18 protein-coding genes are annotated in these 18,089 nt (G+C 53.8%); 9 read left to right on the forward strand and 9 right to left on the reverse strand.

Annotated features, from left to right (window positions below; translation table 11 throughout):
* Positions 1–21 precede the first annotated feature (21 nt).
* From MKX42_RS08580 to MKX42_RS08595, 4 genes are all read right to left on the reverse strand, one after another.
* Entirely contained in the window at positions 22–1,902 is a 1,881-nt protein-coding gene (locus MKX42_RS08580) for an ABC transporter permease (protein ID WP_340752130.1), read from the reverse strand.
* Positions 1,874–2,641 (reverse strand): ABC transporter ATP-binding protein, encoded by a 768-nt coding sequence (locus tag MKX42_RS08585; protein WP_340752131.1) that lies wholly within the window; start codon positions 2,639–2,641, stop codon positions 1,874–1,876. Before MKX42_RS08585 ends, MKX42_RS08580 begins: the two co-directional genes overlap by 29 nt.
* A 113-nt stretch (positions 2,642–2,754) precedes the next feature.
* Entirely contained in the window at positions 2,755–3,756 is a 1,002-nt protein-coding gene (locus tag MKX42_RS08590) for a sensor histidine kinase (protein WP_340752132.1), read from the reverse strand.
* On the reverse strand, positions 3,753–4,457 hold the full coding sequence (locus MKX42_RS08595) for a response regulator transcription factor (RefSeq protein WP_340752133.1): 705 nt from the start codon (positions 4,455–4,457) through the stop codon (positions 3,753–3,755). The genes MKX42_RS08590 and MKX42_RS08595 overlap by 4 nt, the downstream gene beginning before the upstream one ends.
* Before the next feature lie 256 nt (positions 4,458–4,713).
* Here MKX42_RS08595 and MKX42_RS08600 point away from each other — a divergent pair, with 256 nt between their 5' ends.
* Positions 4,714–5,541, forward strand: a complete 828-nt coding sequence (locus tag MKX42_RS08600; protein WP_340752134.1) for a class I SAM-dependent methyltransferase — start codon at positions 4,714–4,716, stop codon at positions 5,539–5,541.
* 78 nt (positions 5,542–5,619) lie between these two features.
* Here the strand turns inward: MKX42_RS08600 and MKX42_RS08605 are convergent, their stop codons facing one another.
* From MKX42_RS08605 to MKX42_RS08620, 4 genes are all read right to left on the reverse strand, one after another.
* Positions 5,620–6,585, reverse strand: coding sequence for an MBL fold metallo-hydrolase (locus MKX42_RS08605; RefSeq protein ID WP_340752135.1), 966 nt, complete (start codon positions 6,583–6,585; stop codon positions 5,620–5,622).
* Between the two features lie 89 nt (positions 6,586–6,674).
* Complete coding sequence (locus MKX42_RS08610) at positions 6,675–7,214, reverse strand: DUF6609 family protein (protein ID WP_445669303.1); 540 nt, start codon at positions 7,212–7,214, stop codon at positions 6,675–6,677.
* 324 nt (positions 7,215–7,538) lie between these two features.
* Positions 7,539–8,699, reverse strand: a complete 1,161-nt coding sequence (locus MKX42_RS08615) for a glycoside hydrolase family 88 protein (RefSeq protein ID WP_340752137.1) — start codon at positions 8,697–8,699, stop codon at positions 7,539–7,541.
* 104 nt (positions 8,700–8,803) lie between these two features.
* Complete coding sequence (locus MKX42_RS08620) at positions 8,804–9,265, reverse strand: hypothetical protein (RefSeq protein WP_340752138.1); 462 nt, start codon at positions 9,263–9,265, stop codon at positions 8,804–8,806.
* A gap of 109 nt (positions 9,266–9,374) precedes the next feature.
* On the opposite strand from MKX42_RS08620, the gene MKX42_RS08625 reads away from it, so the two are divergent.
* The 3 genes from MKX42_RS08625 (at position 9,375) to MKX42_RS08635 (ending at position 11,968) form a co-directional block, all read left to right on the forward strand.
* The gene (locus MKX42_RS08625; RefSeq protein WP_340752139.1) at positions 9,375–10,310 is read left to right on the forward strand and encodes a LytTR family transcriptional regulator DNA-binding domain-containing protein; all 936 of its coding nucleotides are present in this window, start codon (positions 9,375–9,377) and stop codon (positions 10,308–10,310) included.
* A gap of 105 nt (positions 10,311–10,415) precedes the next feature.
* Positions 10,416–11,261, forward strand: a complete 846-nt coding sequence (locus MKX42_RS08630) for an ABC transporter ATP-binding protein (RefSeq protein ID WP_340752140.1) — start codon at positions 10,416–10,418, stop codon at positions 11,259–11,261.
* Positions 11,258–11,968 carry an ABC transporter permease gene (locus tag MKX42_RS08635; protein WP_340752141.1) on the forward strand — a complete coding sequence of 237 codons (711 nt, stop codon included), beginning with the start codon at positions 11,258–11,260 and terminating at the stop codon, positions 11,966–11,968. Before MKX42_RS08630 ends, MKX42_RS08635 begins: the two co-directional genes overlap by 4 nt.
* Positions 11,969–12,185: 217 nt before the next feature.
* On the opposite strand, the gene fabV is transcribed toward MKX42_RS08635, so the two are convergent.
* The gene (fabV, locus tag MKX42_RS08640; RefSeq protein WP_340752142.1) at positions 12,186–13,376 is read right to left on the reverse strand and encodes an enoyl-ACP reductase FabV; all 1,191 of its coding nucleotides are present in this window, start codon (positions 13,374–13,376) and stop codon (positions 12,186–12,188) included.
* Between the two features lie 195 nt (positions 13,377–13,571).
* Between fabV and MKX42_RS08645 the strand changes: the two genes are divergently transcribed.
* The 5 genes from MKX42_RS08645 to ruvB all read left to right on the forward strand — a co-directional run bounded on the left by MKX42_RS08645 (position 13,572) and on the right by ruvB (position 18,067).
* Complete coding sequence (locus MKX42_RS08645) at positions 13,572–14,813, forward strand: serpin family protein (RefSeq protein ID WP_340752143.1); 1,242 nt, start codon at positions 13,572–13,574, stop codon at positions 14,811–14,813.
* 88 nt (positions 14,814–14,901) lie between these two features.
* The gene (locus tag MKX42_RS08650) at positions 14,902–15,648 is read left to right on the forward strand and encodes a BofC C-terminal domain-containing protein (protein ID WP_340752144.1); all 747 of its coding nucleotides are present in this window, start codon (positions 14,902–14,904) and stop codon (positions 15,646–15,648) included.
* A gap of 256 nt (positions 15,649–15,904) precedes the next feature.
* Positions 15,905–16,408 (forward strand): crossover junction endodeoxyribonuclease RuvC, encoded by a 504-nt coding sequence (gene ruvC / locus MKX42_RS08655; protein ID WP_036690559.1) that lies wholly within the window; start codon positions 15,905–15,907, stop codon positions 16,406–16,408.
* Positions 16,405–17,028 carry a Holliday junction branch migration protein RuvA gene (gene ruvA, locus MKX42_RS08660; RefSeq protein WP_340752145.1) on the forward strand — a complete coding sequence of 208 codons (624 nt, stop codon included), beginning with the start codon at positions 16,405–16,407 and terminating at the stop codon, positions 17,026–17,028. Before ruvC ends, ruvA begins: the two co-directional genes overlap by 4 nt.
* 31 nt (positions 17,029–17,059) lie before the next feature.
* Positions 17,060–18,067, forward strand: coding sequence for a Holliday junction branch migration DNA helicase RuvB (gene ruvB / locus MKX42_RS08665; RefSeq protein ID WP_036732369.1), 1,008 nt, complete (start codon positions 17,060–17,062; stop codon positions 18,065–18,067).
* The last annotated feature ends 22 nt before the right edge of the window (positions 18,068–18,089 follow it).

An 18,089-nucleotide genomic window follows, 5' to 3' on the forward strand; every position in this document is an offset into this window, starting at 1 on the left:
TTGTTTGTGTTTTGCAGCCTTTTATCCGGCCAACGCGGACCGGATCTGCCTCGTGTAGAACAGGCGGACAATGAAGAAGTAGATCACCTGAATGAAGAAGAACAGGCCCAGCACAAGCAGGGACTCCCTGAATATGGAGTACTGGAACATGTGTGATAGCGTGGTAAGGGCAACGGCTCCATGCACAAGCGCGACCACGATCGGGGCGAAGAAGAGCAGGCTGATCTGCCGGTTCAATATCCGGCGGAGCTCTTTATCACTCAGCCCCAGCTTGGAGATGGCCTTGAACTTCTGCTTGTCTTCATCCAGATCGCTGTACAGCCGGAAATAGAGAAAGCTGCCGGCGGAGACGAAAAATACGATCCCGACAAAAAAACCGATGAACATCACGGGGCCAAAGCTGTCATTAGTCTTGGAGGTTAAATACTCGAGGGCATAGAAAGTATACCTCTCGTCATAGGGAAGCTCATTTGTCAGCTTTGCACCTGCCTTCTCTGCTCCCGGCTGTCCAATCGCTCCGTGCCATGCATAATAACGGCTCACTTTGAGCGGCTGTCCAAGCTTGCCGATCCACTCATCAGGGACGATGTAGTAACCGCTGACCCCCCGTACCGCCCAAGATACGACAGCCTGGTCCGCCTCGATGACGATTCCTGGCTGCAGCTCGACCGGCTGGTGGAGCATCTCTTCCCCCTTGCGGGACAGCCCGAAATCTACAACTGCGGCTTTTTCTGCGGCAAGCTGTATAGGCTTCAGCTCCATCAGCTCTGCTAAGCGGTTATATTCGGATTGCTTCACCAGAATCATTGTCCTGCCATCCGCAGCCTTATAGTAGTTAAGCTCCAGACCTGTTTTCTCGGCGGCAATCCCGGCTCTGCCAAGGCTCTGGTCAATAAGCTGTATATGGGCCTGTGCCTTGCCGTCTCCGTCCAAGGACTGATAGGTGAACAGATAGGGATTCTTCTGCGTAGTCGCGCCGTTGATCATCGACTGGAATCCGTATAAAGCTCCTATCGCGCTGAAGGATACGGTAGAGATGATGGCGACCAGGAAAAAGGAACGCGCGTTGTCCTTCATCCGGTAGGAAAGATCTGAGAGCAGCAGCATATTGGTTCTGCGCCAGAATAGCTGCTCACGCGCCTTCAGCTTACGGATCAGGTACACACTGAGCTGTGTGAACAGCAGATAGGTACCGATCGACACCATAATGACAACTGGTGCAAGTAGCACCACTACACTCAGACCACTCGCCCGAAGGGACAGGAAGTAGCTGATCCCCAGCAGCGTTACCACCAGCAACGACAGCAGAAGCGAGGCTTTCGGCTCCGGCTTGGGCTGGCGGTTTGAATGGATGAGCGTGATCAGCTTGCCGCTGCGCAGCACCGTAGAGATGAACAGGGAGATCATGACGAACAGCAGCAGGAAGGAGATCAGCGTCACCACCATCGCCTTGAACGGAAAATAGAATTGCAGCGGCTCATTAAGCGCAAGCACATTCTCCCCGGCAAGCAGAATCCCCTTGGCAAAGATAACGCCGAGTCCAATGCCGCTGACCGTGGCGCCTGACCCGACGATCATATTCTCCAGAAAGATCATCCGCCGCAGCTGCCGGACCGTCATGCCATGCATCATCATCAGCCCGAACTCCCTTTTGCGCGATTGCAGAAATGCACTCATGGAGTAGAGCACGAAGAAGAAAGAGAACACATAGATCACCCATTTGGAGACCGATAGCGCCAGAGCCGCACTGGTTTGAATATTGTCCCCGCTCAGCACCGGATGGTAGGCAAAGATGGAAAAGGTAAAGAAGACCATTACGGTAAACATGCTGCTGAGAAAATAGGCGGTGTATAGCCTTGTGTTCCGGGAGACATTACGGAATGCGAACTGGCGGAACGTCATGGCTGTATCCCCCTAACAGCGAAAGTGTATCAATAATTTTCTGAAAAAAGCTCTGGCGGTTATCCCCGCAGTGAATCTCCGTATAGAACCTGCCATCCTTGATGAATACCACACGGTGACAATAGCTGGCGGCTACTGCATCATGAGTAACAAGCATCATCGTCGTGGACTGCTCCCGGTTGAGCGTTTCCAGCAAATCCATCACATCCTTGGCGGCCTTGGAATCGAGATTACCGGTAGGCTCATCGGCCAGCAGCAGCTTCGGAGAATGAATCATGGCTCTGGCGATTGCTGTCCGCTGGGCCTGTCCGCCGGAGATCTCGTAGGTACGTTTTTTCATAATGGCGCTGATCCCCAGCTTACCGGCAATCTCCCGGGCCTTTTGCTTCATTTCACTGACCCGGGTTCCGTCCAGTGTCAGCGGCAGCACTATATTCTCCTCCACAGTCAGGGTGTTCAGCAGATTGAAATCCTGAAAGACAAAGCCCAGCTCGCGGCGGCGGAATACCGCCAGCTCATTTTTGTCCAGCTTGCCCGTGTCCTTGTTATTGATCATAATGCTCCCGGTAGTCGGAACGTCCACTGTGGCAATCAGATTCAGCAGCGTTGTTTTTCCGCTGCCGGAGGGTCCCATAATCCCCACGAACTCTCCGGCGGCAATGGTTAAATCAATGTCGGTCAATGCCCGGTAGGCCACATTTCCTTCATATATTTTACTGACCTTTTTTACCTCCAGCATATGGCTGTACTCCCCCTCCATGTGTGCAACACACTTGTTCTGTAACCACTATACCGGAGACGGCAGCATCTCAACTATCGATTAAGATTTCACTTTTATTACATGTCTGTAAGCTAAGGATGGGCCGTCAAAATAATCTTCATCACCGTTCCCATGCCAACCGCCGATTCCAGTTCAAGCCGGTGTCCGAGGCGGTCGGCCGCCTCTTTGGTCAAGTACAGTCCCATTCCCGTAGATTCCCGCAGTCCCCGCCCGTTGTCCCCGGTGAAAAAGGGGGCGAATACACGCTTGTGATCGGACTTCGGAATGCCGATGCCGTGATCCTTCACTTCAATGACCGCGTCCGCTCCCCGGAGATAGCAGGATACCGTAACCTTCTGTCCGTTGCCTGTCTTGTCCGCTGCTGCGGAATACTTGATGGCGTTGCTTATGAGTTGGGACAGCATGAAGAACAGCCACTTCTCATCGCTCTGGGCGGTAATGCCGGAAGAGGAGACATTCACCTCGGGAAAGATAGAGTTACGGATGAAGAGCCGCTTGTGATCATGGACCACCTCGCTTATCAAGTTCGGCAGGACCACAGGCTTAATATGAAAATCTTGTTCAAACGCCCGCAGCCTGGCCATGTACAGCACAGTGTGCAGTCCCCGCCGCATAAGCTCCAGCTCCTCCCGGATGCTGGCAGCCTCCGGCTCGTCAAGGTTCTGTACACTCAGCTCTATTACCGACAACGGGGTCTTCATCTGATGCACCCACTGGTCTATGAAGGTTAGATGTTGCTCCTGCTGGAGCTTCACCGCAGTGAGCTGTTGCTGATAGTGGCGGTACTGGGAGTGCAGCAGCTGCTCCAGCGCCTTAGAGGCAGGCTTGTCCTCCAGGGTCTGGAAGGATTCGTCCAGTGCCGCAAGCGGTCTGCTGAGCCGAAGATAATAACGCCGCCTGCTGATATATTGATAGATCAGGTAGCAGCCGAGAAAGAAGAAGCCTATGAATACTGCATAGAGCGCGGTGGGCAGATCATGGTAGCCGTCGAGCCAGTAAATAGACAATATAGCAGCGAATTGCATCAGCTGAACCGCCAACAATAGCGCGTGCTCACGGATAAACAGCTTCATCGCTTAGCCTCAGACCAGCTTGGGTTCAGCCGGTAGCCCGAACCTCTGACTGTAAGCACGGCATCTTCCAGCCCAAGCTCCTGAAATTTCTTCCGCACCCGTGCAATATTCACATTCAGCGTGTTCTCATCCACAAATGCCTGCGGATCCCACAGCTTCTCCAGCAGGGCTTCCCGGCTGGCTACTCTCGGATAACGCTCCATAAGGCTCTGGGTGAGATCCGATTCCTTGCGGGTTAGGCTCACAGCCGACGGTCCATACTGCAATTCGAGCCGTTCCAGATAGAGCTTAAGCCCTTCCTTCTCCAGCATCAGCTCCTCGCGTTTTGCCGCATATTCCCCGTAGGCCCGGCGGAGGTGGCTATGGATTTTGGCCAGTACAATCCCGGAGTGAAAGGGCTTCGTAATATAATCATCCCCGCCGTTCTCCAGCGCCATAATCTGGTCCATCTCCCCGTCCCGCGCCGAAATGAACAGCACAGGACAAGTAGAGATCTTTCGGATCTGCCGGCACCAGTAATACCCGTCATAGCTGGGCAAATTCACATCCAGCAGCACCAGATCCGGCCTTACCTGTTCAAATTCTTGTAGCACCTGACGAAAATCTTTGACCCTGCCCCCCTCATAACCATACTTCTCAATCGCTGACAGCAGCAGGTCTGCAATCTTCGGATCATCTTCCACGATCAGAATTTTGGGCATCTTTAAGGCTCTCCTTATCTTGTTCAGTTAAGTACATATATAACACGGGTGAGGGTGTAAGGGAAGCTAGCGGGGAGGATGGTTGGAAGTCATAAAGGGTGGAAGTGCTATACGATTAGGCTCACTACCCCGCAGCAGCAACTTTTATTTTAATCATTCTGTGCCTGGAGACAGACATAGAGGATCGCATACTATTTAGGTAGGGGGAGTTAATGAGAGTATAACGGGCCGAAAGCTTTTTATGAGAGGAAACCATATGATAAATCACCTGTTTTCACTTGCAAGACAACCTGCGCTCTGGCAACGAAGCGTTGAACCCTTTTGGAATGACGGGCATATCTCGAAGCAAATGCTGGAAGCTCATCTGAATCCGGACTGGGAAGCGGCGAGCCGCAGGCACAGCGATATTGACTGTTCAGTGAAGTGGCTTAGCCGTCTGATCCCGCCGGGGAGCCGTATTCTTGACCTTGGCTGTGGACCGGGACTCTATACCAAGCGTCTCTCTGAACAGGGGTATAATGTAACGGGACTTGATTTCTCAAGACGTTCAATCGCCTATGCCCAAGAGCATGATACGCGGAGCCGGTATATCTATCAGAATTATTTGGAGCTGAATTATACCGAAGCGTTCGATAGCATCACCTTGATTTATTGTGATTACGGCGCGCTTACACTAAGTGAGCGAAACACCCTGCTGTCTAAGGTATACCGTGCCTTAAAGCCAGGCGGTCTGTTTATCTTCGATGTGTTCACGCAGAAGACGAATTGGAGTAAGCAGGACAGTACCTCGTGGAGGGTGTATCCAGACGGAGGTTTTTGGAATGCTGAACCGCATGTATGTCTCGAAGCGTCTTATTTCTTCGAGGGGCATACCGTGGAGGCCCGTCAGACCGTCATCCTTACCGATTATGAGCTGCATCATTATTTGATCTGGAACACGGTGTTTACACAGGTGACCCTTGCGGAGGAAGTGTTGCCTTGGGGATTCCAACTGGACAGTGTTTACGATGATAGCTGCGGCAGTCCGTATACGGGGGGAGCAGACACGCTATGTTTTGTACTTAGGAAGGCACAGCGTGCATAGAGAAAAGCAAGAAAAGAAGGGATGTGCTCTTCTTTTCTTGCCTTGTCTGGTTATACGATGTATGCCGAATGCTCTCTGTTACTCCTCTGACGTAGTAATCAGGTCATACAGCTTATTCAAATTTGTCTTGAAATAGGTTGTGAAGTACCAAGCCCGGTATTCTTCAGGTATTACGATCTCTTCAATACTCTGCTGATTCTGAACGGCTTCGGTCACGATGGCGATCATTCTGCTTATGTATCCCTTCACCTCATGAAGCTGTTGGAGGGAGCATACTTCACCATGCCCCGGTATGATCGTCTCCACATCCAACCGCTCAATCTGCTCCAAAATATGCAGCCACTCCTGAGGGTTGGCATTAGCCAGCACCGGATGGTGGTTCGAGAGCACCAGATCCCCGATGATGATCACTTTATCTTCAGGAAGGTACACAACAGCATCGCTCTGCGTATGCCCTCCGCCATATGTAATGAGCTGGGCGCTGCGGTTGCTGCCGTGAATGGTCATTTGCCGGTCAAAAGTTATCGTCGGCACCGTATGCACCAGCTGCGGAAGCATATTCACAAATTCACGGTCCGTTGCATTCTCCCAGGCCATTTCCTGCTGAAGCTTAGTATCTGTCTCCTGCCCGCATTGCAATTCAGCTTCTCCAATCGCCTCCAGCATCTTCTCTCTGTTGTTCTGGTACTGGGCTACCCGGTCTCTGGAGAATGTATTCATCATCTCATGGGTGCCGGATGTTGCAATCAGCTGAGCGTCAGGCACAAACACCTGATTGCCAGTGGTATGATCGCTGTGCCAGTGTGTGTTGATTACATAGGATACAGGGTTCCCTGTGAGATGCTCAGCCGCAGCCTTCAAATCCTGAGCCGCCTCCAGCGTCGCGAATGTGTCCACCACCAGAGTGAGTCCCCCCAGGTCAATAATGGCCGCGTTTGCGAGTGAGCCTGTGCCTGGAACCGCAACCGCTGCAACGGTGCTATCTGCAATATATTGCAGACGGAAATGCCTGGAGCCTTGAAATGATTCAATCCTGTTCAGCATAGTAATCGCTCCCTTCCAACATGGGAATATACTATACGCTATCTGAGTCCGCTAGACAATATATTTCTGGATTTCCATTTGATTTCCGTTTAGTTGGCGATATTCGAAGAATTTTCGAACGGTTCTGCAGCAGCAGCCGGGCGGCCGGACAAGAGGAGCAGAGTCCCCCAGAGCACTTTGACAGCAAGATCTACATAGACCAGGGCGTGAAAAGAAAGCTCCGGCCACACCATCCCCGCCACAGCATTAGCGCTTAGCAGGACGGCCAGCAGAGGCATGGAACGTCCATGCACCCAGGCCATCGGAATGAAATGAAGACCTATCGCCAAAAAAGCCCCCAGCCAGACCATCCGGTAATTGCCGTCCCCGAAGTGAGGACCGCCTACCAGCACCATAATCACGAACATTAGAATGATAGAGTAGAGAGTCATTTTGCCCTGAAAGGCCGTTTGCGGTCCGTAGGACAGCTTGCGGCTGACCGCTTTGCCGGTCAAGATCCAGAAAAAACCGGCCATATACCCGAGTGAAAATACCGGCATGGAGATCAGCTGCGCTCCCCCCGCAAGCAGCCCCGCAAACAGGATGGCGGCCACCCAGATGAGCCACAATCCGCACACTCTTTTATTCATATAGCTTCTGCTCCGTACTTGTCTTCCGTCTGCCTTCATTGTCTTCTTCCCCTTATGGATATATTTGTTGAGCTTTATCAGTATTGACTCCTGAATAAGCGTGTTCACCCGCGCTCCTCCTCCTGTGCTTAAGACTAACAGTAACGGAATAATAATAAAATACAAATCATGAAAAAAATGATAAATTGTCAAAGGATTGAACTCAAGTAAATGGGGCTTCTCACGTTATGATCAGCGGATGCTAAGGTTATATTAGAACTGCGCATCTAATAAAACAGACAGCTGAACTATTTCAGCTGTCTGTTATCTTTTTAAATCATCCCGTTAGATCTGATTTGTCAATTCACTATTTCCCCGTTCATACCAATACCCCGGAACCCCCCGCGCAAGACGCAGCAGCGCCTCCAGGAAGAAGTAATCGCCCCAGATCATGAAGTCGTCCGGGGAGGCGTTGCCTCTGACCGAATAGGAGCCGTGCCGCAGAAATCCCTCTTCAGATGGGTGGCCTGCAGTGAAGTAGTGATTGATCAGCGAGTCCATGGATTTGTTCACGGCGTTACTGAAATAGTCCCGGTCGGGATCATTCTGCGGCAGATGCTCCAGCAGCTCCAGGAGACCGCATACCGTGATGGCGGAAGCGGAGCTGTCGCGTGGGGTGTCTTCCTGCTGCGGAGCATCGAAATCCCAATAGGCCACATGGTCGGCGGGGAGATGCTCCACGAAGTAGCGGGCCATTCTTTTGGAGGTTTCAAGATAATGCGGATCTTGGAAGCTGCGGTAGGCGAGAGCGAAGCCGTAGACGCCCCAGGCCTGTCCCCGCGTCCAGGTGGAGCCGTCCTGATACCCCTGCGCCGTCCCCCCGCGAAGGGCATCCCCCGACTGCTGGTCGAAATAAAAGGTATGGTAAGAAGAGTCGTCGCCCCTCACCAGGAAGCGGCGGCTTGTCTCGGCGTGGATACGGGCAGCCCTGGCATAGACCGGGTCGCCGGTCTGTTCACTGGCCCAGCAGAGGAGCGGTAGATTCATCAGGCAGTCGATGATAATCCGTCCGCCGTTGTCTTCATCGCCCTCGGGTCCCCAAGCCTGAAAGAGCTGCGGACCGGGGCGCCAGCGCTTCATTAGCTGGTCCGCTGCCTGCAAGGCGAGCAGACGCGAGGCTTCATCCTTGTCTGCGATCCAGCGGGCCTTGGCCGAGAGCGAGTACAGGAAGCCGATATCGTGGTGATCCAGCGCCTGCCCGTCCAGCATGCGCTGGCGGAAGGAATCTGTCGCCTGGATAGCGGCGGCGTGAATCTCCGGGTCCCGGCTGTATTCATAGCTCAGCCACAGAATGCCGGGCCAGAAGCCCTCCGTCCAGTTGGTGTGGTCGGTCAGATGATATTTGCCGTCCCCCATACTTACAATCGGAAACCTCTCACCAAATCGCTTCACATTAAGCCGCGTAGTCGTAAGCGTCTGCTCAATCGCCTGCTCCCAGTTCATCATACCCGCCATAACCTCCATAATATCGCTATAGTGTGCTTAACCATATTATAAGCCGGTCAAGCTGTAGGTTTGTTGCGCAAAACTATAGTTATATTGCGGATCTGCTATGAACGGACCTGCCCGTAGACGCTCCAGCTGTTGACTAAATGACCGGCGGCGAACAGACAGGCTGGAACAACGAACAACCAGGACTGGAGCCATAAGCCAAGCAGCAGGAAATAGAGAGCCGGGAAGACGGCCATAGGAACGGGGATGCCCAGCCAGGGCTTGAACAGCACCGCAAAAGCTCTCCCGCTCCGGTAATAGCGCACCCAGCAGCCGTAGTAAACCAGCAGGCAGAGTGCCATCAGAATGGCAGATACCCCCAGGGAATGAGCAGAAATCATTCGGCCGAAAAGAATGGGCATCATGAAGCAGGTGATCTGGCCTGCCCGCTCCAGGAGCGTGAAGACCAGCGGGACGGAATCCAGGGAGCGGGGAGCACTCCGGGGCGGGAAGAATATGAATATGAGATTCGGCAGTAATACGAGTAATGAGATGATAAAACCCTGAGCATGCAGTCCCATCGCAGAAATCCGCCTTCCTGTGCGTTGATAGTGGCCGTACCTGACAAATACATGGCATAACTCTATAATTGCATTATATATCCTAGAGAGCCTGGAGCGGGAGGAAGATATGCAATTTCAACCTATTTATGAAGACGGAGAATTAATTATGCCGAAGCTCGAGCTTGATCTGTCTGCGAACCCTTCGGTTGGTATTATCACAGATTTGAGGCGCAAGCAGTTATTAATGAAGCAATTGTCCCGGGAATCCGGCAATTATTTGTCGTGGGCCGGGCAGAACGAATATATGCGGTTGACGGTAGAGGAGCTAATCTCGTTTCTGATCCGGATGTCGGGACGCGAGGAGCGGGCGGCAGTGTTAGCTGATTATTTTGCGCTGAAGGAGGAACGTAAGGTCAGATTGATGCAGCTCAGCTCTTCGAAAAGGGTGTATGTGACCCTGCTGCGGGCTTTTTTCGCCCATCAGTCCACGCTCGTATTGGATGAGCCGTATTTCTACCTGGAGGAGCAGGACCGCCGCCAGCTGAAGCGGATACTGGATGACCTGTCGCAGCAGAAAAGGATACTCATTCTGACCTCAAATCTGGAGGATGCATTGATCTCCTGTGATGTCATCTACCGGCTGAGCGGTTCCGGGCTTCATCAGCTGGATATCCGCGATTCGGAAGAGGACAGGCAGGAGGCACAGAAGCAGGATGAGGCCAACATCACCTTGCAGAAGGTCTCGACCAAACGGGAGGATAAGGTGATTCTATTTGACCCGCCCGAGATTGATTTTATAGAAAGTGTAGAAGGCTCTATCCTGGTTCATGTCGGCGGTGAGCATTATGATTGTGCCCTGACCTTGACCCAGCTCGAAGCGCGGCTGCTGAACTTCGGCTTCTTCCGGTGCCACCGGTCCTACATCGTCAATCTGCAAAAGGTACGCGAGATCATTACCTGGACGAAGAACAGCTACAGTCTGCGGCTGAACACCGGCAAGGAGGCCGTGGTTCCGTTATCCCGCTCCAAATTGCAGGAACTTAAGGCGCTGCTTAAGCTGTAAAAAGTACCGTTCAGGCCGGAATGGGTACAATTCACCCGTTTTTGGTGGCTGAAAGGCTGGATTCTGGATAACGTTAAGCTATCAACAACTAAAGGATGTGGCAAGATGGCGGTTATTCAGGTAGAGCAGGTCCGCAAGACCTTCGGGGCGAGAGATGCGCTGACAGAGGTGTCCTTCAGTATTCCAAAAGGGGAGATTTTCGGGTTCCTCGGTCCGAGCGGTGCAGGCAAAACCACCTTGATCAAGATTCTGACTGCACAGCTGAAGCCGACAGGCGGAGCGGCCAAAGTATTCGATCAGCCGGCGGAGGCGATGCAGCAGTCGGCCCAGAAGATGCGTTTTGGCATTCTGACCGATAACAGCGGCCTGTACGAGCGGTTGTCCATAGAGGAGAATCTGGAGCTGTACCGGAAGCTGTATGATCTTCCCCGCTCTGCGGTGGATCAGGTGCTGCAGTTCGTTAATTTGAGCAGTGAGCGCAAGAAGAAAACAAATACGCTGTCCAAAGGGATGCGTCAGCGGGTGATGCTGGCCTGCGCCATTATCCATGAGCCGGAGCTGTTGTTCCTGGATGAGCCGACCTCGGCACTGGACCCTGTGAATTCAGCGCATATCTATAAAGGCTTACGTTATCTGAATGAGAAGGGCACCACCATCTTCATCACCACGCATAATATGGCGGAGGCGGAGCTGCTCTGTAACCGTGTGGCGATTCTCTATCAGGGACGCATCCAGACCATCGGCTCTCCGCGGGAGCTGAAGCGGCAGCACAGCGAGAACCTAATCCGGGTGGAGCTGACCAGCGGTGAGGTTCATGAGCTTCCGGTGGACGGGGATACGGCGGACCGGATCGCGGATTGGATGAAGCGGGGACTTATTGAACAGGTAGAGACGAAGGAACCGAGTCTGGGTGATATTTTTATCAAAATGACGGGAAGTGAGCTGCTATGAACATCTCCTATAAGCGGGCCAGCGCGATCTTTGTGAAGGATTATAAGGAATTCTCGCGCAATTATGCGCTGTCCATTATGCTGCTGTTTCCGATTCTGTTTGCGCTGCTGTTCAAAAGCGCAGGTGCATCCTTGCCGGGAGCGGCCGGATTTCTGTTCAACAGCTCGTTTGTCCTGCTGACCTGCTTCGCCCAAGCTTGTCTGATTGCGGAAGAGAAGGAACGTAACACACTGCGGACACTCATGATGACTCCGGCTACAACAATGGATGTGCTGATGGGGAAAAGCAGTCTGGTCTTTGTCATGTCTACGGTGGTTCTCACCATCTCTGCCTTGTTGTTTGGCTATGAGCCGGCGAATGTAGGGGCATTCGTAGCCGCGATCGTGCTTTCCATAGTACTTTACACTGCAGCCGGGACGATCTGCGGTCTCTATTCCAAAACCTTGCTTGATGCGTCCTTATCCATCATCCCGGTAGCCTTCATCTTCATGGGCGCACCGTGGGGAGCATTATTGGCGAAGGATTATCCAATATTAGGAGTGCTGGACTACATGCCAAGCAGCCAATTGATACATTTGCTGAACCTGAGCCCAGCGGGTTATTCGGCGGCAGAGGTGTGGCCGCCTCTCCTAATCATTGCAGCGTGGACAGCCGTGCTGACCCTTGTGTCTCTGGTGCTGTACCAGAAGCGGCTCCGGGACGAATAGGCCGGCGTGGCTGTGACCATTCGTGGCGCAGGCCGCGCCACAGGCTGGATAGACAAGTGGAAACGGCATTGCCGTCCTTTTAAAGGACGGTACCGTTTCAGCGAGAAAGATAAGGATAATTATAGCGCGAAGCATATAAATTCTTATCTTTACGCAAAGGAAGCCGCTCCCGGGAGGGGACGGCTTCCTTGCGCTGTGTACAGCAAACGTCAAGCTTTTATACCATGTTAGGAATCTCTACAGCGGGGTCTGTCTCAGCTTCATAGTCTACGCCTTCGGTACGGAAGCCGAACAGATGGAAGAAGTCATCCTGATAGCCTGTCAGATCCGCCAGCTCAGGCACATTATCTGTCTCCAGCTCATTCCAGCGTCTCATGACCTCGATCTGCACATCCTCGCGCATCTCCCAGTCGTCAATGCGGATCAGGTGGCTGCCGTCCGCAGCGGCTTTACCGCCGTTATACAGATGGTCCGCGAACAGACGGTACATCTGCTGGATGCAGTTCTCATGCAGCTCCTTCTCCTTCATGACTCTGTACAGGGCGGAGATATACAGCGGCACTACCGGGATAGCCGAGCTGGACTGGGTAACCAGTGCCTTATTCACGGATACGAAGGCCCGGCCGCCTGTGGCGGAGAGCTGCTCGTTCAAGGCAATGGCGGTCTGCTCCAGATGGTTCTTCGCCTGGCCGATAGTTCCATCCCTGTAGATAGGATGCGTAATCTTGGGTCCGATATATGAGTACGCCACGGTAGTTGCTCCGTCTGCAAGCACACCGGCCTCCTGCATCTGGCTGATCCACATGCCCCAGTCTTCTCCGCCCATTACGGCGATGGTCTGGCGGACTTCATCCTCTGTAGCCGGTTCAATGGTAACGGTGGTGACTTCTCCGGTGTGGAAGTTCATCGTCTTGTTGGAGTAGGATTCGCCTACTGGCTTAATCACCGAGGAGAACACTTCGCCGGTTACCGGATGGGCGCGGCGCGGGGAGGCTACACTGTACACGACCAGATCAACGGTGCCGAATTCGGCCTTGATCAGCTCAATCGTTGTAGTCTTGATGGCGTCCGAGAAGGCATCGCCGACGATGCTGAAGGATTTCAGCCCTTGCTTAGCCGCTTCACGTTCAAAGGCAGCAGAATTGTACCAGCCTGCGGAGGCGGTGCGGGTGCCTTCAGCAGCCTTGTCGAAGAAGACGCCGATAGTGTTCGCGCCTGCGCCAAAGGCAGCGGCAATCCGCGAAGCCAGTCCATAGCCTGTGGAAGCGCCGACGACCAGCACGTTCACCGGGCCGGTAAGCTTCTTTTGGGACCGTACATAATCGATCTGTTCCTGTATTTGTCCGGCACATCCCTCCGGGTGAGCTGTTGTGCAGATAAAGCCGCGTGTTTTTGGCTGAATAATCATCAAGGATATCCCCTTTGTTTTAGTTTTTAACTTTTTTCGTTAATATAGAGTATAGCAAATGATGGCATAGAAAGATAAGCCTTCAATATAATGAATAGCAATTTTGTATGCCTGCCGCTATGAATTTGCAACTTTTCCCAATCCGCAGCGTCAGTGGGTAGAGAAGTTACGGATGAATTCAGGGAGGAGATTGGCATGGGCAAAAGATTATCCATACTTATACTGGCCGTTTTTCTCTTGGGCGGCTGTAGTGAAGGAGGTTCGGGCATGAGCTACCCGGAGAGACAGGCTGCCGCAGCCAAGCTGGATTCAGGTCTGGCTGACAGCAGCAACCGGCTGGGCGTGAAGCTGTTCGGCCAGTTAAGGAAGCAGGGGAGCGGGAACCTGACGATATCCCCGTACAGTGTCGCTGCCGCTCTGGCCCTGGCCTATAACGGCAGTGCCGGAGAGACGGCAGAGGAGCTGGGGAAGCTGCTCGGCTATACCCCGGACGAACGGCAGAAGTTGAATACCGGCCATCAGTCATTAATGAAGCTCTTGAATTATGGAGGACCGGGCGTGGAGCTGAAGATCGCGAATTCAGTCTGGGGTATGAAGGGCTTGCCGCTGCGGAGGGACTACCTCAAGACCGGTAAGGATTTCTATGATGCGCAGATTAAGACTACGGACCTGGAGGCAGAGAAGTCTGTAAAGGAGATTAACGGATGGGTGGCAGACCATACGGGGGACAAGATTCAGGAGATGCTCACGAAGCCGCCCGGACCGCAGGCTGTGGCTGTCTTGGTCAACGCTCTGTATTTCAAAGGCGGCTGGAAGGATGTGTTCGAGGAAGAGGCTACGAAGCAGGCGGACTTTTATCCTCCGGACGGACCGGCAGTGCAGGTAATGATGATGAAGCGGAGCGGTATGTTCGAGTATGCCACTCATGAGCGTTGGCAGGCGGTTAAGCTTCCCTACGGAGAGGGACAGATGGAGATGATAGTGATCCTCCCGGGTGAGCAATCCTCGCTGCAGGAGCTTACGGACGGGCTGGAAGCGGATGGCTTGCCGCTGGAGGAGGATTACACCAGTTCCCGGGGGACGCTGCTGCTGCCAAGATTCACGGCCAGCTATGGTACAGAACTCTCCAAGGTCCTGCAGACGCTGGGTGTGAAGCTTGCCTTTGACCCGGGCCGGGGTGATTTTTCCCTTATGTCGGATCTGGACAGCCCGATCTATTTCGAACAGGTCATCCACAAAACCTATATCGATGTAAACGAACGGGGAACGGAAGCGGCGGCTTCCACTGTAATTGATATGCGTGCCGGATCAGCGCCACCTGTAGACATGCCCTTTGAAATGAACGTCAACCGGCCGTTCCTGTTCATGATCCGGGACGCGCAGAGCGGAGTCACGCTGTTCCTTGGGACGATAGAGAATCCGCAGCGCACGGATTGAGTTCAAGCTGGGATGAATTTCAAGCATTTACGCATAAATGATCCCTTCACAGGTCACAATAGGAAAAAACCAGAATGAAGGGATTAACGTGAATGCTTTTCGCCTGAAAAAACAACTGTGGCGGCGGTGGAGACGCTGGAAGAAAGCGCCCTGGGTAGGTGCTGCATGCCTGGTGCTGACGCTGCTCGCCTGGCGCGGCATGCAGGTTCCGGAAGAGATCAGCTCGCTGCTTGAATCTTCGTCATTCCTGAGCGGCAATGCAGGGCAGAACCTGGAGCCCGGGAGCAGCTTACCGGCTGTAGCCGCCGTATATAACCATACAGACGATGATACCGAAGAGGATGCCGCCGTGATGAACAGTCAAGAGCTGCTTAAGGCTGTGCACAAGGAAGCCATCAGCAGAACGGTGCATCTCAAGACCCTCTATGTAGCCGGTGAAGAGGTGCAGACCCTGCCCGGTAAGCAGACCCCGGCCCAGCTTAACGAACTGATTGTCCGGCATGCGGGCTGGAGCGGCTGGATTAGCGGGGGAGGGGACCTGTGGCTGGAGCAGCGGGTCAATGACCTGTCGCCGCTGACCAAAAAAGAAGCCTACTTCGGGGTGGACGAGCAAGGTAACCTGACTCTGTTCCAAGGACCGCCCGAGGCGGAGCGGGTCATGAAGACCTTTTTCCAAATGGACATGGGCTCGATCAAATCCTCTCTGCCTAAGGGCATCTGGGAGCAGCTTCATCAGGGCATCCGGGTGCAGGATCTGGAGGAGTACAACAGCGTACTCTCCACCTTCAGCGACTATGCGCGAGATTCCTCGGAACAGGTGATGCATGCGGAGTGAGGGAGAGAGAGCACAGGAGAGACTCAGGGCAGATCTCGAGTCAGACCACGGAGCAGACTTTAAGATCAGAATCAGTAGTATGAAGACTCGCGGGCGCGTGGCCTGCGGGTCTTTGTTGTGTTATGCATGTTTCATTTCCCCGGGGACAAACTTTTTGTCTCCCGGGGAATTTTTTTTGCTATAATGGGTGGAAGGAATACATATGTTCGCTTTAGGGCCGGATTATCCGCCCGGGCATAGGGGAGAGAGAAGGATCTTGCGCATTTTGGGGATTGATCCGGGGCTGGCGATTGTCGGCTTTGGCTTCGTAGATAAGGTAGGGAACAAATTAACACCGGTCCAATACGGCTGCATCCAGACCGAGGCACATACCCCGGAAGAAGAGCGTCTGCTGCATGTCTATGAAGGCATGGTGCAGCTGATTGATAAATATAAGCCGGATGCGGTAGCGGTAGAGAAGCTGTTCTTCAGCCGCAATGTGACCACGGCCTTACCGGTGGCGCAAGCACGCGGGGTGCTGATTCTGGCAGCCGTGCAGCGCGGGCTGCCGGTGGCAGAATACACCCCAATGATGGTGAAGCAGGCTGTAGTCGGTTACGGCAAGGCGGAGAAGAAGCAGGTGCAGGAGATGGTCAAGCTGCTCTTGAAGCTGACGGCTGTACCGAAGCCCGATGATGTGGCGGATGCGCTGGCGGTGGCGGTATGCCATGCCCATTCTGTGAGTCTTAATTCCAAATTAAATGAGGTATTGCGAAAATGATAGATTTTCTTAGAGGGCCGGTTGCGCATTTGGAGCCGGAATATGTTGTGCTGGATGTGCAGGGCGTGGGGTACCGGGTATTCTGCCCGAACCCGTATGCTTTTGCCAAGACTGAGGGTCCGGTGACTGTGTTCATTCATTATCAGACCCGCGAGGATGCTACGCTGCTGTTCGGATTCCCGTCGCGCGAGGAGCAGCGGCTGTTCCGTAAGCTGATTGAGGTATCGGGCATCGGCCCGCGTGTCGCGTTGGGCATTCTGACCGGCGGAACGCCGGACCAGCTGATCGCAGCCATCTATCAGGAGAATATCACCTTCCTGACGAAGCTGCCGGGAATTGGCAAGAAGACGGCGCAGCGGATGATATTGGATCTGAAGGACAAGCTGGACGGCTTCGGCGGGGCAGCCCTGCAGACGGGATTGTTCGCAGTAGCGGCTGAAGCGCAGAGTAAGGCGGAGGCGCTCCCGTGGGAAGAAGCCAGAGATGCGCTAAAGGCACTTGGATACACCGATGCCGAGCTGGACCGGGTGCACTTGAAGATGAAGCAGGAAGGCACGGATACCGGACCGGTGGATGTGCTAATGAAGAGGGCGCTGGGGCTGCTGTATATCGCCAAATAGGATAGGTCCCTGAAGAACGGAGTGAGGAAGAATGGATGACCGGATTATATCGGCTAATCTGATGATGGACGAGCAGGCGGTGGAATTAAGTCTGCGCCCCCGTTATCTGGGTGAATATATCGGCCAGAACCAGGTGAAAGAGAACCTGAAAATATATATAGAAGCGGCAAAGATGCGCAGTGAAGCACTGGATCATGTCCTGTTGTACGGGCCTCCGGGCCTCGGCAAGACGACGCTGGCCAATATTATTGCCAACGAGCTGGGAGTCAATCTGCGGACCACCTCCGGCCCGGCAATTGAACGGCCCGGCGATCTGGCCGCGCTGCTGACAAACCTTCAGGAAGGCGATGTGCTGTTCATTGACGAGATTCACCGTCTGCACCGGACGGTGGAGGAGGTCATGTATCCGGCGATGGAGGATTTCGCGCTGGATATTATGATCGGCAAGGGGCCTAGCGCACGGTCGGTCCGGCTCGATCTGCCGCCCTTCACGCTCATTGGGGCGACGACACGCGCGGGACTGCTGTCTGCTCCGCTGCGTGACCGCTTCGGAGTGGTCAGCCGGCTGGAGTATTACACCATCGATGAACTGAGCTTCATCGTGGCGCGCAACGCTGAACTGCTGGGCATCGAGATTCTGGGCGACGCAGCGGAAGAGATTGCCTTGCGGGCCAGAGGGACACCCCGGATTGCCAACCGTCTGCTGAAGCGGGTACGCGATTACGCCCAGGTCCGCGGCGATGGAATCATCACCCCGGAGATTGCTGCCGAATCGCTGAAGATGCTCCAGGTGGACCCCCGGGGACTGGACAGCATCGACCATAAGATGCTGCAATCCATGATCAGCTCTTTCCGGGGCGGTCCTGTTGGACTGGATACCATCGCCGCTACGATAGGTGAAGAGAGCCAGACCATTGAGGATGTATACGAGCCCTATCTGCTGCAGATTGGTTTCTTGCAGCGCACGCCGCGCGGCCGCATTGTTACGCCTGCGGCATATCATCATCTTGGGCTTCCGCTTCCTCCGCAGCAGAATTGATTGCTGAGAATCCTGCCCATAG

It is taken from the genome of Paenibacillus sp. FSL R7-0204 (genome assembly GCF_038002225.1).
Taxonomy (GTDB): Bacteria; Bacillota; Bacilli; order Paenibacillales; family Paenibacillaceae; genus Paenibacillus_AQ.

Excerpts from the sequence above, each read along its gene's own strand:
- MKX42_RS08580 (WP_340752130.1), bottom strand. The coding sequence starts at position 1,902 with ATGACGTTCCGCCAGTTCGCATTCCGTAATGTCTCCCGGAACACAAGG.
- MKX42_RS08585 (WP_340752131.1), bottom strand. The coding sequence starts at position 2,641 with ATGCTGGAGGTAAAAAAGGTCAGTAAAATATATGAAGGAAATGTGGCC.
- MKX42_RS08590 (WP_340752132.1), bottom strand. The coding sequence starts at position 3,756 with ATGAAGCTGTTTATCCGTGAGCACGCGCTATTGTTGGCGGTTCAGCTG.
- MKX42_RS08595 (WP_340752133.1), bottom strand. The coding sequence starts at position 4,457 with ATGCCCAAAATTCTGATCGTGGAAGATGATCCGAAGATTGCAGACCTG.
- MKX42_RS08600 (WP_340752134.1), top strand. The coding sequence starts at position 4,714 with ATGATAAATCACCTGTTTTCACTTGCAAGACAACCTGCGCTCTGGCAA.
- MKX42_RS08605 (WP_340752135.1), bottom strand. The coding sequence starts at position 6,585 with ATGCTGAACAGGATTGAATCATTTCAAGGCTCCAGGCATTTCCGTCTG.
- MKX42_RS08610 (WP_445669303.1), bottom strand. The coding sequence starts at position 7,214 with ATGAATAAAAGAGTGTGCGGATTGTGGCTCATCTGGGTGGCCGCCATC.
- MKX42_RS08615 (WP_340752137.1), bottom strand. The coding sequence starts at position 8,699 with ATGATGAACTGGGAGCAGGCGATTGAGCAGACGCTTACGACTACGCGG.
- MKX42_RS08620 (WP_340752138.1), bottom strand. The coding sequence starts at position 9,265 with ATGGGACTGCATGCTCAGGGTTTTATCATCTCATTACTCGTATTACTG.
- MKX42_RS08625 (WP_340752139.1), top strand. The coding sequence starts at position 9,375 with ATGCAATTTCAACCTATTTATGAAGACGGAGAATTAATTATGCCGAAG.
- MKX42_RS08630 (WP_340752140.1), top strand. The coding sequence starts at position 10,416 with ATGGCGGTTATTCAGGTAGAGCAGGTCCGCAAGACCTTCGGGGCGAGA.
- MKX42_RS08635 (WP_340752141.1), top strand. The coding sequence starts at position 11,258 with ATGAACATCTCCTATAAGCGGGCCAGCGCGATCTTTGTGAAGGATTAT.
- fabV (WP_340752142.1), bottom strand. The coding sequence starts at position 13,376 with ATGATTATTCAGCCAAAAACACGCGGCTTTATCTGCACAACAGCTCAC.
- MKX42_RS08645 (WP_340752143.1), top strand. The coding sequence starts at position 13,572 with ATGGGCAAAAGATTATCCATACTTATACTGGCCGTTTTTCTCTTGGGC.
- ruvA (WP_340752145.1), top strand. The coding sequence starts at position 16,405 with ATGATAGATTTTCTTAGAGGGCCGGTTGCGCATTTGGAGCCGGAATAT.
- ruvB (WP_036732369.1), top strand. The coding sequence starts at position 17,060 with ATGGATGACCGGATTATATCGGCTAATCTGATGATGGACGAGCAGGCG.